Source organism: Marinobacter daqiaonensis (assembly GCF_900115285.1).
Taxonomy (GTDB): Bacteria; Pseudomonadota; Gammaproteobacteria; order Pseudomonadales; family Oleiphilaceae; genus Marinobacter; species Marinobacter daqiaonensis.
In genome coordinates this window covers 80,212-94,954 of the sequence record NZ_FOYW01000003.1, presented here as the reverse complement: position 1 = coordinate 94,954, position 14,743 = coordinate 80,212, and the positions used below count along the sequence as shown (strand labels likewise).

General features: G+C 61.6%; 12 protein-coding genes. 4 read left to right on the top strand and 8 right to left on the bottom strand.

Annotated features, from left to right (window positions below; genetic code table 11):
• The first annotated feature begins 15 nt into the window (after positions 1–15).
• Both BM346_RS15560 and BM346_RS15555 read left to right on the top strand, forming a co-directional pair.
• A complete protein-coding gene (locus BM346_RS15560) occupies positions 16–1,176 on the top strand; it encodes a TAXI family TRAP transporter solute-binding subunit (RefSeq protein ID WP_092015308.1) in 1,161 nt (386 codons plus the stop codon).
• 79 nt (positions 1,177–1,255) lie between these two features.
• Positions 1,256–3,253 (top strand): TRAP transporter permease, encoded by a 1,998-nt coding sequence (locus BM346_RS15555; RefSeq protein WP_092015305.1) that lies wholly within the window; start codon positions 1,256–1,258, stop codon positions 3,251–3,253.
• 39 nt (positions 3,254–3,292) lie between these two features.
• Here BM346_RS15555 and BM346_RS15550 read toward each other — a convergent pair whose 3' ends face one another.
• Complete coding sequence (locus BM346_RS15550) at positions 3,293–4,117, bottom strand: polyphosphate kinase 2 family protein (protein WP_092015303.1); 825 nt, start codon at positions 4,115–4,117, stop codon at positions 3,293–3,295.
• A gap of 119 nt (positions 4,118–4,236) precedes the next feature.
• On the opposite strand from BM346_RS15550, the gene BM346_RS15545 reads away from it, so the two are divergent.
• Both BM346_RS15545 and BM346_RS15540 read left to right on the top strand, forming a co-directional pair.
• On the top strand, positions 4,237–5,046 hold the full coding sequence (locus BM346_RS15545) for a TatD family hydrolase (RefSeq protein WP_092015300.1): 810 nt from the start codon (positions 4,237–4,239) through the stop codon (positions 5,044–5,046).
• A gap of 30 nt (positions 5,047–5,076) precedes the next feature.
• Positions 5,077–6,285, top strand: coding sequence for an HD-GYP domain-containing protein (locus tag BM346_RS15540; RefSeq protein WP_092015297.1), 1,209 nt, complete (start codon positions 5,077–5,079; stop codon positions 6,283–6,285).
• 13 nt (positions 6,286–6,298) lie between these two features.
• Here the strand turns inward: BM346_RS15540 and BM346_RS15535 are convergent, their stop codons facing one another.
• The 7 genes from BM346_RS15535 to acnA form a co-directional block, all read right to left on the bottom strand.
• A complete protein-coding gene (locus BM346_RS15535) occupies positions 6,299–7,432 on the bottom strand; it encodes an HDOD domain-containing protein (protein WP_092015294.1) in 1,134 nt (377 codons plus the stop codon).
• A gap of 138 nt (positions 7,433–7,570) precedes the next feature.
• Complete coding sequence (locus tag BM346_RS15530; protein WP_092015291.1) at positions 7,571–9,079, bottom strand: methyl-accepting chemotaxis protein; 1,509 nt, start codon at positions 9,077–9,079, stop codon at positions 7,571–7,573.
• A complete protein-coding gene (locus tag BM346_RS15525) occupies positions 9,069–9,716 on the bottom strand; it encodes an SCO family protein (protein WP_092015289.1) in 648 nt (215 codons plus the stop codon). The genes BM346_RS15530 and BM346_RS15525 overlap by 11 nt, the downstream gene beginning before the upstream one ends.
• A gap of 183 nt (positions 9,717–9,899) precedes the next feature.
• Positions 9,900–10,826, bottom strand: coding sequence for a LysO family transporter (locus BM346_RS15520; protein WP_092015286.1), 927 nt, complete (start codon positions 10,824–10,826; stop codon positions 9,900–9,902).
• Positions 10,827–10,863: 37 nt separating this feature from the next.
• Positions 10,864–11,235: a PA4575 family protein gene (locus tag BM346_RS15515; protein ID WP_092015283.1), complete on the bottom strand. Its 372-nt coding sequence runs from the start codon at positions 11,233–11,235 to the stop codon at positions 10,864–10,866.
• A 7-nt stretch (positions 11,236–11,242) separates the two neighbouring features.
• Complete coding sequence (locus BM346_RS15510) at positions 11,243–11,563, bottom strand: DUF2288 domain-containing protein (RefSeq protein WP_092015280.1); 321 nt, start codon at positions 11,561–11,563, stop codon at positions 11,243–11,245.
• A 218-nt stretch (positions 11,564–11,781) separates the two neighbouring features.
• A complete protein-coding gene (gene acnA / locus BM346_RS15505; RefSeq protein ID WP_092015277.1) occupies positions 11,782–14,541 on the bottom strand; it encodes an aconitate hydratase AcnA in 2,760 nt (919 codons plus the stop codon).
• Positions 14,542–14,743: the final 202 nt, after the last annotated feature.

The window sequence follows — 14,743 nt, the reverse complement described above, 5'->3', positions numbered from 1 at the left end:
AAGAGGATAAGATCGATGCACAAGCTGAAACAGCACCTGCTGGCTGTCGCCATAGCCGCTACCCCCACCCTGGCGTTCAGTGCCGAGGGCGTGGACCTTCCCGATACCCTCGCCATGACCGCCTACGGCACCGGCTCCGCCGGCTATAGCCAGATGGTTTCCATTGGCAACCTGTTGCAGAACGAATACGGCACCTCCGTTCGAATCCTGCCCGGTGAAAATGACGTTTCCCGGATGACCCCGCTGAAGACGGGCCGGGTACCACTATGTGCCTGCGGCATAGCGAGTTACTACGGATCTGAAGGGGTGCTGATGTTCGCCAGTCCCGACTGGGGACCACAACCCATTCGGGTGATCGTCACCTCCACAGCTTCTTTTGGCCTGGGCGTTGCCGTTGCCGGCGACATCGGGGTTGAGACACCCGCCGACCTGAAAGGCAAGCGGGTTTCCTGGATTCGCGGTGACGATGCCCTGAATATCGGTACGGAAGCGTTCTTGGCTTTTGGCGGGCTGACCTGGGACGACGTCGAGCGGGTTGAGTTCCCGGGCTACGGTCGCGCCTTCGAAGGGGTCATTGCCGACCAGAGCGATACCGGCTTCACCATGAGCGTGGCGCCACCGGCGCAGCAGCTGGCCGCCAGTCCCAGGGGAATCGTCTGGCCCCGGCTCGACCCTGACGACAAGGAAGGCTGGGAGCGCCTGCAGAGCGTCGCGCCCTACTTCCAGCCCCACAAGGTCACCTCCGCCGCCGGCGATGACTACGGCAAGGATAACCCCTGGATTGGTGCCAGCTATCCGTACCCGATTCTGGTCATGAACGCCGATGCTGATCCGAAGATCGCCAGCAGCCTGGTCCGTGTCTTTATCGAAGACTATGACAAGTACAAGGATGCGGCTCCAGGCAACGCCGGCTACAGTCTGGAAAACCAGAACATGAAATGGGTCATTCCGTTCCATGACGAGGTGGTCGAGTACTACAAGGACATCGGCCACTGGACCGATGAGATGCAGGCCCATCAGGACCAGCTGGTGGAGCGCCAGCAGGTTCTGACGGACACCTGGAAGCAATTCACCGGCAGCAACCCGCCGTCGGACGAGGAGGCTTTCAAGAAAGGCTGGATGGACGCCCGGGCCAAGGCCCTCGAGGCGGCTGGCATGAACCCGGTCTTCCGTTGATCGGGATACCTTAGCAAAACGGGAGGGGTTCGCCCCTCCCTCTTCCGAGCCCTGTCCTGATTTCGGAGCCACACATTCCATGACCGCCCCCAAGGAAAACGCCCCTTCCCGGGAAAACATTGCCGGCATCCGCCAGCTTTCCGGGTTCTGGCTCTGGGTGCCCCGTGTCGCCACCATGGTGCTGACACTGCTCACCCTGGATTACCTGTTCAACCTCCAGCTCATCAATTTCATTACCCAGGTGGAGAGCCAGTTCTTCTATACCGTGGTCGCTCTCATGCTGCCACTTGTCTATATCCTCTGGCCCATGAACCGTTCCGCTCCCCGGAACCGGGTTCCCTGGTACGACATTATCCTGTTCCTGGCTACCACTGGCATCTGCGGCTTCTTTGTCTACAACGCCGAGCAGATCCTGGACCGGGGCTGGGAGTACGCCGCGCCGGATTACGCCATGGTAATGAGTTTCCTGCTGTGGTTCACGATTCTTGAGGCGGTGCGCCGGGCCGGCGGCCTTCCAATAATGGTGATCGTCGGCCTCGCCAGTATCTACCCGATTTTCGCGGACATGGTGCCGGGGCCGATCCAGGGCTTTCCGTCCTCTCCCGAGCAGACCGCGATCTACCACGCCATGAGTCGCGAAAGTGTCATGGGCATCCCGCTGCAGGCCTTCGCCAACCTGGTGATTGGCTTCCTGCTGTTCGGTGTGGCCCTGCAGCAGACAGGCGGCGGCAAGTTCTTCATCAACCTGGCCTTTGCGCTGCTCGGGCACGTTCGTGGCGGGCCCGCCAAGGTCGCGGTGTTTTCCAGTGGCCTGATGGGTTCCATGAGCGGCAGCGTTATCACCAATGTACTGACCACCGGTGTGCTGTCGATTCCCGCCATGCGCCGGGTCGGTTTCGGCAAGTCCTACGCCGCAGGGGTTGAAGCCTGCGCCTCCACCGGCGGCGTTCTGATGCCACCGGTGATGGGTGCCACCGCCTTCATCATGGCCTCATTCCTGAACATTCCCTACAGCACCATCGCCATGGCCGCTGTGGTTCCGTCCTTCCTCTATTTTCTCGGCCTGTTCATCCAGATCGATGCCTACGCGGCACGACACAATCTCAAGGGCCTGCCGGCGGAGGAACTGCCCTCCCTGAAGCAGACCCTGAAAGAGGGTTGGTACTTCATCTTTGTCTTCGTGCTGCTGATCTGGCTGCTGTTCTTCCTGCGCCGGGAGGCCACGGCGCCCTTCTACGCCACGGCCCTGCTGCTGATAATCAACCAGATCCTGCCCTATCAGCGCTGGGGCTGGCAGCAGGTAAAAGACTTCTTCTCGGCATCCGGCAAACTGTTCGCGGAGCTGATTGCCATCCTGACGGGTGTGGGCCTGCTGGTGGGGGCTCTGTCGGTAACCGGCCTGTCCGGCACCATTGCCAATGACCTGATTTTCCTTGCGGGGGGCAATACCCTGATACTGTTGATGATGGGGGCGCTGACCAGTTTCATCCTGGGCATCGGCATGACCGTCACCGCCGCCTACATTTTCCTGGCAGTGGCCCTGGCCCCGGCACTGATCAACGGCGGCGGCATGGACCCGCTGGCGGTCCATCTGTTCATCCTCTACTGGGGCATGCTGAGTTTCATCACGCCACCGGTGGCACTGGGGGCCTTTGCCGCCGCCACCGTGGCCGGCTCCCGGCCGATGGAAACCGGTGTGCAGGCGATGCGCCTGGGCAGCGTGATCTACTTTATTCCGTTCCTGTTCGTACTCAACCCCGCACTGATCTTCCAGGGCACCTGGAATGAAGTGGTTGTAGTGATTGGCCAGGCGCTGGTGGGCGTCCTGCTCATCGCCGGCGCCATGCAGGGATGGCTGCTGGGGGTAGGCAACCTCTCCGCCAGCCGGCTGTTCCAGTGGCCCATCCGCCTGGCCCTGATCATCGGCGGCCTGCTACTGGCCATCCCGGGGGGCGGTCCGGTTCCCCTGAGCAACCTGCAACTGTCACTGATCAGCGCCGCGTTGATCATTCCGGCGGTAGTACTGGCCTGGCTGGCTGTGCGACGCCAGGGAGCCGCGGCCGCACGGGCGGTCTGAGCGCCGGAATACCGGAGCAGGGATGCTCCGGTCGGCGATTCAGGTGTCCACCTCCAGCAGCTTGCGATAACGCTCGAGCACTTCGTCATCCTCAGGGGGATAGTCCGGGGCAAGCAGTTCCAGTTGTTCCGCCAGGATGCTGGCTATCAGGGCCCGTGCCACCTTCTTTTTGTCGTCGGGGATAATCAGCCAGGGCGCTTCCGGAGTGTGAGTGGCGGCGATGGCCTCTTCCACCGCGGAAAGGTACTCGTGCCTGCGTTCCCAGCCTTCCACATCCGAGCGGTCGAATTTCCAGCGTTTACGGGGTTTGTCGAGTCGCTTCAGCAGGCGGTGCCGGTGCTTCTCCGGAGACACATTGAGCCACACCTTGATGATGGTGGTCCCCTCCTGAACCAGGTGCCGCTCAAAGGCCCGGATCGCCGCGTATCGGGCCGGCCAGTCATAATGGGACTCTTCCCTGACTGGCCAGAGCTTCTCCGCCATCACGGCTTCGTGATGACTGCGGTTGAACGCCACCAGCTCACCCAGCGCCGGCAGGGAAGGCACCACGCGCCACAGGAAGTCGTGGGCGGCCTCAAGCCCGGTGGGACGACTGAATGACCAGGAACGAAAGCCGGCGGGATCCATGTAGGCGGCGAGCGTCCGTATGAGGCTGTCCTTACCGCAGGCGTCGGGACCGTGAACGATCAGCAGGACCGCCTTTTGGCCGTTGGCCCATAGTCTTCGCTGATACTCTCCTATGCGCTTGAGGCTCGGCTTCAGGGGTGGCACTTCCTGCCTGTCGTTCACTTTGCAGGGGTAGTCTGCCAGACTCCTGCGCTCGGGCTCGAAGAACCAGGTCTTTGCGTCATCCGTATCGACCATTGTTGTCGTTTTCCCCCATGAAACCATTGGCCCGGACTTTCGAGGCGATTGCCCGATTCCATATCAGGCCGGGGTCCGGTGATGTTAAAGTAACAGCCTTTAGGTTCAGGTTAGCAGTTATGAGTCGAAAGAAGCGCGACATTCCGGTATTTGATCAGCCACTGATCGAAACCCATTGTCACCTTGATTACCTCAAGGAGCGGCCACTGGAAGAAACCCTGGCGGCGACCCGCGGCGTCAATATCGAGCGGGTGATCACCATCGCCGTGTCACCGGCCAACCTCGCCACGGTGCGGGAACTGAGCCAGCAAAAGCCCTGGCTGTACGGTACCCAGGGCATCCATCCCCACGATGCCGAATCCTACACGGATCCCTGCGAGGACGAGATCCGCAGTCATGGCGGCGACGACAAGATTGTCGCCATCGGGGAGATCGGCCTCGACTATTTCTACGACAATGCGGACCGGACCGTTCAGCGCGAGGTGTTCCGCCGCCAGTTACAGGTGGCTGCCGATCTGGACAGGCCCGTGGTGATCCACAGCCGCGAGGCCGACGAGGACACCATAGAAATCCTCTCCGAGTTCGAAGGCAGCCTCAAGCGGCGTGGCGTCATCCACAGCTTCACCTCCGGCCCCGGCCTGGCTCGCTATGCCCTTGACCAGGGCTGGTGCCTGGGCTTCAACGGTATTACCACGTTCAACAAGGCGGAAAATGTGCGGGATATTGTCCGCATGGCGCCGATCGGGCAGATCCTCCTGGAGACCGACTCGCCCTTTCTGACACCGGTGCCCTACCGGGGCCGTGAGAACGCGCCCTTCTATCTGCCTTTCGTGGCCGAAAAGATTGCCGAGGTGAAGGCACTGCCTCTGGAAAGTGTGCTGTCGCACACCTACCGGAACAGCCTGCGCACCTTTTTCCCTGCCGGCTGACGCCGCCGGCACTGCCTGGAACCGGTAGCCATGATCAAACGCATTCCGCTGTCCGCCCTGCGTGTGGGAATGTATATCTCCGACCTCAACAACGACTGGATTCCCCACAACAATAACCGCCGCAAGGGATTCATCCGCAACGAGGAAACCCTGGAGAAGATCGGTCGCCTGGGCGTGCAGACGGTCTATATCGACACATCCCGCGGGCTGGACTCGCCCGAGGGCGTGCCTGCGACGGCCATTGACCAGGCCAATGAGGAGAGGCTCAGCAGGGTAGCCGAAGAGCCGCCGGAACCGTTCCGCCGCGCCGCCATGAGCGAGGAAATGGACGCCGCCATTGCCATTCACCAGCAGGCCCAGGGACTGGTGGGCAATGTCATGCAGAACGTGAAGCTGGGCAAGGCCATTGACCTGGCGCCGGTCCACGAGCTGGCCGCCAGCCTGCAGGGTTCCATTTTCAGGAATCACAATGCCCTGGCCTGTCTCGGTCGCATCCGGGAAAAAGACAACTACCTGCTGGAGCACTCAGTGAACCTGAGTGTGCTCATGTCAATCTTCGGGAAGTCCGTCGGGCACTCCAACGACGTACTGCACCAGACCATTGTCGGCGCCCTGCTCCACGACATCGGCAAGATTCTCACTCCCGACAACGTCCTCCACAAGCCCGGGCGTCTGACGGCAGAGGAGTTCGAGGTCATGAAACAGCACGCGGCTCACTCCCACAGCATTCTTGCCACCACCCATGGCATCGGCGAGCTCTCCGTGCTGACGGCGGCGGAGCATCATGAGCGGATGGATGGAACCGGTTATCCCAAGGGGCTGAAGGGGGAGGAGATTTCCGTCTACGGGCGAATGGTCGCCATTGCCGATGTGTACGATGCCATCACCAGTGACCGCGTATACCACAAGGGCATGACTCCGACCCAGGGCCTCAAGAAGCTTCTGGAATGGAGTGGCGACCATCTGGACCCGAAACTGGTGCGGCAGTTCATCCGCTGCCTGGGAATGTACCCGGTTGGGTCCATGGTCTTGTTGGAAAGCGGGCGACTCGGCGTCGTGGTGGAAGGGAATGAAGACGACCAGCGTCTGCCGGTGGTGCGGGTGATGTACCACACCCGCTTCCGAATGCCGATCACCGTGGAGACCATCGACCTCTCGAAACCCGGTGTGCAGGACCGGATCCTGCGGGCCGTGGACCCTGACGACTACCGGCTGGACACCCGCAGGTTCCTGGCCTGATACTGCGACAACGTTATGCCCGGGCGCCGGCTGCGTCCAGCCCAAGCCGCGCCAACAGGCGTGAGCACTCTTCGCCAGTTTCCAGATTGTTGCACAGCAGCCAGGCGGTACGCATCAGTACCCGATCCCGCTCACTACTCCCCCGGGGTAACAGGTAGGCGGCGCCAATGAGGTTGCGCAGCGGCAGCGGCAAACGCCAGGCCACCTTGAGTACGTTGCCCAAGGGCCCGCTCCACTGATGCAGGGCCAGGTCCACATCGTCATTCTCCAGAGCACCGTTCGCCGCAATGAATTGCTGGGCGGTGCTGATCACCGCCAGTTCACCGATGCGGTGCAGCAGGCCCGCGGTATAACAGGGAACGGGTTCAACTCCGGTCTTGGCCGCCATGCTGGCGGCCAGTTCCGCCAGCTCATAGCATTTCCCGGTATGTTCTTCAGAAAGCTTCCGCAGGTAGGGATCGGATAAGCGGTGGGTAATATCAAGGGAGAGGGCCAGGGCGTGGTTCAGGCTCATGCGCACCCCCAGCAGGCGCACTGCTTCCTGCAGGCTGCCACAGGGCTCCCCCGAGCGACGGAAGGCACTGCTGTTGGCCACATCAAGCAGGCGGGCGGTCAGCGCGGCTTCGTTGCGCCACTCCCGGAACAGATCGGCCGCCGACAGGAAATCCGCCTGCTCGATCAGCGCCATGACACTGGCGGGATCCATCTCCATGGGCAGGTAGACCTGGGTCTCGCTGGCCTTGCGCAACATGGCCTCGAAGCTCTGCTCGGGGCCGGCAGCGCGGTGTTGAGGCAACAGGGCCTGCAGGCGCTGCTGCATGGCATTGGCGCTGAACGGCTTTGGCACAAAACCCTGGATACGATACTTCGCCGCCATCACTACACGGTCGCGATCGGCCCGATGGGACAGCATCAGCACCGGCACGTCGCGGTCAAGGCGACGGACCGCCCGCACAAGATCCAGTCCCTGACCATCAGGCAGGTCCCACTCTGTAATGACCAGGTCTGGCCGGATCCCGTCCAGGCTGGCGCGGGCATCGGCAACACTGCGATAACTGTGGATACGCGGACGGGAAAACAGGCCGGACACCAGGGTTTCCATCAATTCGGAAATCGGAACGTCCGCATCCAGAATCAGTACTTCCATTGCTTCATCTGACCGTCAGTTACAGGATGGTGAAGGCACATTGTCGGGCGTCGACGGCCAGGCCTCAGAAACACTCTGCCTGGCTGCCAACCGATCTGACCGCGATAGTATCACGTTCTTGCCGGCTTCCGGGGTCTCTCAGATCCGGTAACCAGCCACCAGCCGGTTCATGCTTTCCACCAGGGACTCAAGCCCAACCGCCAGCTCCCGGACCTGATTGGCTTCACGGAGTACCTCGCCATTCTGACCGGCCACGCCCTGGACACTGGCATTGATCTGGGACGAGGCCGCCGCCTGTTCCTCCGCCGCCGAGGCGATCTGGTAACTCATGTCCGTCGCTTCCGCGATGGCCCGCTCAATGGTAATGATGGCTTCGCCGGTCTCTCGTATGGCCTCGGTGTTACGCCGCGAGCGGGTCCGACCGGTCTCAATGGCCGCCAGAGCCCCCTCCGACCCCTGAGCAAGCGCGTCGACGGTGGCCCGGATTTCCCGGGTGAAGTCCTGGGTGCGGCGGGACAGGTTGCGCACCTCGTCCGCCACCACCGCGAAACCACGGCCGTGCTCGCCGGCCCGTGCTGCCTCGATGGCTGCGTTGAGGGCCAGCAGATTGGTCTGCTCGGAAATGTCGTCGATGGAGCCCACCACCCGACTGATGGAGCTCACTTTGTCCATCAGCTGCTGGACGGCTCCGGCAGACTCTTCCATCGATGTGTCGGTTGCCTCAGTCAGCGTCACGGCTTCTTTGACCCGCTGCTGGCCAAGACGCGCCGCATCAGCGGCTGAACCGGAAGACTCCGAGGCCTGCTGGGCATTCCTCGCCACCTCATGGACCGTGGCGGACATCTGCTCCGTTGCCGATGCGGCCTGATCAAGCTGGCTGCTCTGCTGATCGAGGATACTCCGGGTGGTGTCACTCATGTGGCTCAGGGAACCGGCGCTGTCTTTCAAGCGGGCGGAAAGCTCCGCCACCTCCCGGATCAGCACGGAGAACTGACCGAACATGGTGTTGAACGCCTGTGCGCTCTCATCCGAGCTATCGGAAATCCTTCCGCTGAGATCCTGCTGATCACGGAAACGGCCCACCAGATCCATCATGTCGTAGCTTATCCTGCGCTCACGCCCGAGCCGGACCGCGAAAAACACCAGGATGCCGGCTTCGAACACGACAAACGCAGCGTGAAGGAAAGCGATGGGCCAGCTGCAGCCATAGTTGTAGATCATTACGGGCATGTCGCCAAGCGTAGCGCCGGATAACTGGAGACCGGTCAGGGCCAGGTGATGCACCGCGATCACACCCGCACCCACCAGTATCGGCAGCCAGTCGCGATAGATGATTACCAGGGCCAGGGCGCTGAAAATGTGAAAATGCATCTCGATCCGTCCCATCTGGGACTGGATCATAATCGCGGAAAATCCCATCAGCGCGGCTGCGGCCACCAGTGAGAATCCGCGGCTACCGCGAAGTGACAGGTAGGCGCCAAGCACGATTCCACCCACAACAAGGGAGGCAAGGATCGCAAAACCGTGGGTCCCGAATCCCAATGGCACCAGGAAGGCAACCACCGGCACATGGGCCAGCAGAATCCACAACATCTGGCGATCCGTGCGCAAGGCGTCCTTGTGTGCGTGATTGTTTTCAGTGGTCATTCAGTGCAATCTCCGATGTCCCCGCAGGGACGGATGACAATAGCTGGCGCAAATCCGCCACAACCCGGTCGAGATCAAGCTCCCTGGAGGTATAGAGCAACTCCCGCCGCCCCCGGCTGGAGACAACATGCAGGTGGCCGGAATGCTCGATGTCATATCCGTCCCCCATGCCGTTGCGGCTGCTGTAATCGTGATAACGACTGGCCAGCTGCCTGGCCTGCTGCCCGGTTTCCGGACGCACCGCCAGGAAGGTGGGCCCCATTGTGGCCATGGCATTTTCGAGCGACTCGCCACTATCCCGCTCCGGGTCCAGGGAAACAAACACGAACCGCACCGGAGCAGAGGATAGTCGGCGATGAAGGGTCATCAGATTGAGCATCCGGGCGGGACAGACCGAGTTGCAGTGCTGGAAGCCAAAAAACACCACATCCAGACTGCCCTCGGGCGTAGTCAGCGGCTCGCCGCCGGGACCCGGCAACGGTTCGGCGGGAAGATCGACCCGAAGGCCGTAAAAATCGTCACGATCCATCACCGCTGGCAGCCAGGGCAGTGCCAGGACCGCAGCCGCTATCAGCAGCACGAAGGCCGTCGCCAGCAGCCGCCGTGGCAGGGAGAACTTCAGGGTATGGGTATTCAATCGTCAGCATCCACCCGGTAACAGCAAGACCCACCGTTTAACGGCTGCCTTTCCAATAAGATGTCACGCTTTTACGAAAACTTGCAGCAATGGATCGTTACTGATGGTGAAGAATTGTTGCGACGGGTCTGGCTCAGGAAGGCAGCGATGGAAGCCGATCATCAGTAGCAGGACTACGGAAAGTCAGGACGGAATCGTGCCCCCAGCCAGCGCCAGAAAAAGCCCCATCAGCACCGGCGACAGAAAGGAGAGGATAAAGCCGGAGGCAATGGCCACCGGCACACAGTTGAGTCCACCACTGCTGCGGATCACAGGCAGGGTGAAGTCCATGGCCGTGGCACCACCATAGCCGATGGCCATTGCCGGGCGCCGGCTGATCACCATGGGAATGATTGCCAGGGCAATGATTTCGCGAATGACATCGTTGAGGAACGCCACCCCGCCCCAGGCCGGACCGAGGGCATCACCAATCACAATGCCCGACAGCGAGTACCAGCCAAAACCGGAAGCCAGGGCCAGGGACTGAAACAGTGGAACGCCGAGTAACGGTGTCAGCAGAACGCCCGCGACCAGAGAGCTGGCCCCGAGTGCCAGGGCGATACCCAGGCCCTGCCGGTTCAGCAACAGACGCCGCAACGACAGCCCGGCGTTGCGCAGCTGCAGCCCGATAAGGAACAGCAGCAGCATCAGTGACCAGGTGGCAAGATCTTCCACCCAGGCAAGATCCGGTAGCAGAAAATAACCCGCCAGCAGCCCGGCAAGAACCGCAGCGAGGGGTCTGGCAGCCGCCAGGAACAGACGACGGTAGCTGGAGGTACTTGCTGTGGCGGCGATATCAGCGCTCATCGGTTGCCAGCGGTGCCACAGCCACAGACCCATCATGTTCAACGCCAGCAATCCCGTCACCAGAATGGCCACCTGGCCCGCCATGGCGGCCAGTTGCTGGCCCAGCCCCGGCATCTGGCCAAGGCCGATGCCCAGTAGTGCCAGGATAAAATACACCAGCACCTCGACGCTGTGATGAACGACCGTTACCAGAGGGCGATAGTACAGCGGAATGGCAAAACCCAGGAACAGGGGCACCAGGATCAGCAGGGCACCGGCGAGCATGAAAACCTCGTGTCAGACTGTGACGAAAGGAAAGGTTTCAGGAGGAGGGTTCAAACAGACCCGAGTCAAACACATACTGGCCTGAATTCGCTTTGCCCTGCTCCCGGATATCCCTGGCCATCCGCTGGGCGCAGACCGACCACTGTGGCGTCATATCGCGGCGGGGCTCGTAGCCTTTCTCCAGAAGACTGCCGGTGGCACTGCGCAGGGCCGCTTCCGCTTTTTCCTGGCTGCGGTAGGGCCCCTGACAGCGGGAGGTGTCCGGGTGGCCCTGTTCGCTCCCGATCATGGCCACCAGTGACCAGACGTCCGAGTCCACTTTCTTGACATGGAGCTCTACACGCCGATGGTCCAGCGTCAACACCAGGGATCTGAGGGGGCTACGACCGTGGAAATAGTGAAGTTTCATAATGCTCTCAATGCAGCCCCGGATCGTTACGGTCCTGGACCAGGACCCAAGGCGCCACAACCACGGCCCACACCTCTGCCTGACGATCGTACCATGCCCGCGCCAGATCCGGACTGACATCACCTACCTGCCCCTGGCTCAGCCAGTGCTGGAACTGGGCCTTGTTGTCAGCAGCCAGCTCCGCCGCCACGTTCAGCAGGTCCAGTTCGGGCGCCACCCGGACCACATTGCCACGGGCGTAATAGGTCTGCAGCTCCCGCCAGGCAATACGGGAGGTCTCCAGGTTCAGTCTGGTCTTGATTTCATCGCGGGACTTGATTGACGACATCGGGCTTCGACTCGGGATCCAATCACAAAGTTATCCCCAAGCTTACGCGATAGTGGGCGCCAGTGAAAACCGGTCCGACCCGATTGCGATGGAAGGGCCCGGGAACGCCCGAAGCGGTGACGCTCCGGACTGATCTCCCGTCTGGTGATGCATTAATAGACTGGGCTGTTCAGGGCCTGGCCGAAAGCCCTGAACAGCTGCCGACGGCACAAGCGGCCTCAGGCCGCCTTGATCATCTCCCGCACCACGTAGTGCAGGATGCCGCCGTGGCGGTAGTAGACCGCCTCGTTGGCGGTATCGATCCGTGACTTCAGGTCGCAGGTTTCGGTGCTGCCATCCTTGTAGGTGACCGTCATTTTCAGGGTCTGCCCCGGCTGGATATCGCCGGAGAGCCCCTCAATGCTGATGGTTTCCTCGCCGGTAAGCTTCAGGCTCTTGCGATCCACGCCCTCCGGGAACTGCAGGGGCATGACCCCCATGCCGATCAGGTTGGAGCGGTGGATCCGCTCGTAGGATTCCGCCACCACGGCTTTCACCCCCAGCAGGCGGGTGCCCTTGGCGGCCCAGTCCCGGCTTGAACCGGTGCCGTATTCCTTGCCGGCGATGACCACCAGCGGCGTGTCATCCTTCTGGTACTTCATGGCGGCATCATAGATGGGCATCTGTTCTCCGGAAGGCACATGCCGGGTAAAGCCACCCTCGACACCATCCAGCATCTCGTTCCTGATGCGCACATTGGCAAAGGTGCCCCGCATCATGACCTCGTGGTTGCCCCGACGGGAGCCATAGGAATTGAAATCCTTCGGCTCGACACCGTGCTCCTGCAGGTACTTGCCGGCGGGGGTGTCGGCCTTGAAGGAGCCGGCCGGGGAAATATGGTCAGTGGTTACCGAGTCCCCCAGCAGGGCCAGGATATGGGCGTCCCTGATATCGCTGATGTCGTCCGGCTCCGGTCCGAGGCCCTCGAAGAAGGGCGGATGCTGGATGTAGGTGGACTTGTCGGACCACTCGTATACCTTGCTCTGGGGCACCTTGATAGCCTGCCAGGTCTCATCGCCGTCGAAGACTTCGGCATATTCCTTGCGGAACATGTCCGTCTTGACCTTTTCCACCGCCTCGGCGATTTCGGCCTGGGAAGGCCACAGGTCCTTCAGGTAGACCGGGTTGCCATCTTTATCCTTGCCCAGTGGCTCTTTGGTGAGATCCAGACGGACGTTGCCCGCCAGGGCGAAAGCCACCACCAGAGGCGGCGAGGCCAGCCAGTTGGTTTTCACCATCGGGTGAACCCGGCCCTCGAAGTTGCGGTTGCCGGAGAGTACCGAGGCTACCGTGAGATCCCCCTCGGAAATGGCCTTTTCCACCGCTTCCGGCAGCGGGCCGGAGTTGCCGATACAGGTGGTGCAGCCGTAGCCCACCAGGTTGAAGCCCAGCTTGTCCAGATCATCGTCAAGACCGGCCACTTTCAGGTAGTCGGTTACCACCTTGGAACCAGGCGCCAGAGAGGTCTTTACCCAGGGCTTGGTGGTCAGTCCCTTTTCAACCGCCTTGCGGGCGATGAGGCCGGCGGCCATCATCACGCTGGGGTTGGAGGTGTTGGTGCAGGACGTGATGGCGGCGATCACCACCGCGCCGGGATCCAGGCGGAATTTCTCGCCTTCAAGCTCTCCGTGCTGGCTGGCATGGTGCTCGAAGCTGTCGTCGATCCCCACTGCCGTTTGTCCGCCTTCGGACTCCAGTTTGTCCTTGCGCTGGCCGTTGGGGCCCTCGGCGGTCTCCATCAGCAGCTCAAAAGAGGACTTCATGTTCCTCAGGGCGACCCGGTCCTGGGGCCGCTTGGGCCCGGCGAGGCTGGCTTCCACCTCACCCATATCCAGTTCCAGGGTGTCGCTATAGATCGGTTCGTGGCCCGGTTCACGCCATAGTCCCTGGGCTCTGGCATAGGCTTCCACCAGCTCGAGCTGGTGCTCCTCACGACCGGTCAGGCGCATGTACCTGATGGTCTGTTCGTCCACCGGGAAGAAGCCACAGGTTGCGCCGTATTCGGGCGCCATGTTGGCGATGGTGGCCCGGTCCGCCACTGGCATGTCCTTGAGGCCGTCGCCATAGAATTCCACGAACTTCCCCACGACCCCTTTCTTGCGGAGCATTTCGGTAACGGTGAGGACCAGGTCGGTGGCGGTGATGCCCTCCCGGAGCTTGCCGGTGACCTTGAAGCCCACCACCTCGGGGATCAGCATGGAGACGGGCTGGCCGAGCATGGCGGCCTCGGCCTCAATGCCGCCCACGCCCCAGCCGAGGATACCCAGCCCATTGATCATGGTGGTATGGGAATCAGTACCCACCAGCGTATCGGGGTAGGCGAAGGTTTTACCCCCCTGCTCCTTGCTCCAGACCGTCCGGCCGAGGTACTCCAGGTTCACCTGGTGACAGATGCCGGTACCCGGTGGCACCACACTGAAATTGTCGAAGGCCTGCTGCCCCCAACGCAGAAACTCGTAGCGCTCCTGGTTGCGCTCCATCTCGATGGTGACATTGTCCCTGAATGCGGACGAGTCGCCGAAGTTGTCCACCATCACCGAGTGGTCGATAACCAGGTCCACGGGGGAGAGGGGATTGATAATGGCCGGGTCCTTGCCTGCCTTCTCGACGGCTTCGCGCATTGCCGCGAGGTCCACCACGCCGGGCACGCCGGTGAAGTCCTGCATCAGGACGCGGGCCGGCCGGAACTGGATCTCGGTGTCGGACCGGCGATCCTTCAGCCATTGCGCCATGGCCTCCAGGTGCTTTTTCTCCACCGTCTCGCCGTCTTCAAAACGTAGCAGGTTCTCGGTGAGCACCTTGAGTGAGAAGGGCATCCTGTTGAGGTCACCCAATCCTTCCTGGGCCTTGGGCAGGCTGTAGTAGTGGTAGGTCTTGCCATCCACGTCCAGGCTGGAAAGGGTGTTGTAACTGTCGTTACTGCTTCCGTCATTCGACATGGGTTGCCTCCTTCTGAGTGATCGTCGGATGCATGCAGGCTCGAAACCGGCCGCCGGTACATGGCCTCCCGAACCGAAGAAACTGTCTATGATGTACGGAAGGGTGCCCGGTAAGTCTGTTTCGGGGAAATCCTCATTAACTATTGCACCGATTGGCGGGACTTCAACCCCATGGCCCGAAATGCCGGATTCGTGGGCTGGT

Coding starts and splice junctions, on each gene's coding strand:
- BM346_RS15560 (WP_092015308.1), top strand. CDS start 16: ATGCACAAGCTGAAACAGCACCTGCTGGCTGTCGCCATAGCCGCTACC.
- BM346_RS15555 (WP_092015305.1), top strand. CDS start 1,256: ATGACCGCCCCCAAGGAAAACGCCCCTTCCCGGGAAAACATTGCCGGC.
- BM346_RS15550 (WP_092015303.1), bottom strand. CDS start 4,117: ATGGTCGATACGGATGACGCAAAGACCTGGTTCTTCGAGCCCGAGCGC.
- BM346_RS15545 (WP_092015300.1), top strand. CDS start 4,237: ATGAGTCGAAAGAAGCGCGACATTCCGGTATTTGATCAGCCACTGATC.
- BM346_RS15540 (WP_092015297.1), top strand. CDS start 5,077: ATGATCAAACGCATTCCGCTGTCCGCCCTGCGTGTGGGAATGTATATC.
- BM346_RS15535 (WP_092015294.1), bottom strand. CDS start 7,432: ATGGAAGTACTGATTCTGGATGCGGACGTTCCGATTTCCGAATTGATG.
- BM346_RS15530 (WP_092015291.1), bottom strand. CDS start 9,079: ATGACCACTGAAAACAATCACGCACACAAGGACGCCTTGCGCACGGAT.
- BM346_RS15520 (WP_092015286.1), bottom strand. CDS start 10,826: ATGCTCGCCGGTGCCCTGCTGATCCTGGTGCCCCTGTTCCTGGGTTTT.
- BM346_RS15515 (WP_092015283.1), bottom strand. CDS start 11,235: ATGAAACTTCACTATTTCCACGGTCGTAGCCCCCTCAGATCCCTGGTG.
- BM346_RS15510 (WP_092015280.1), bottom strand. CDS start 11,563: ATGTCGTCAATCAAGTCCCGCGATGAAATCAAGACCAGACTGAACCTG.
- acnA (WP_092015277.1), bottom strand. CDS start 14,541: ATGTCGAATGACGGAAGCAGTAACGACAGTTACAACACCCTTTCCAGC.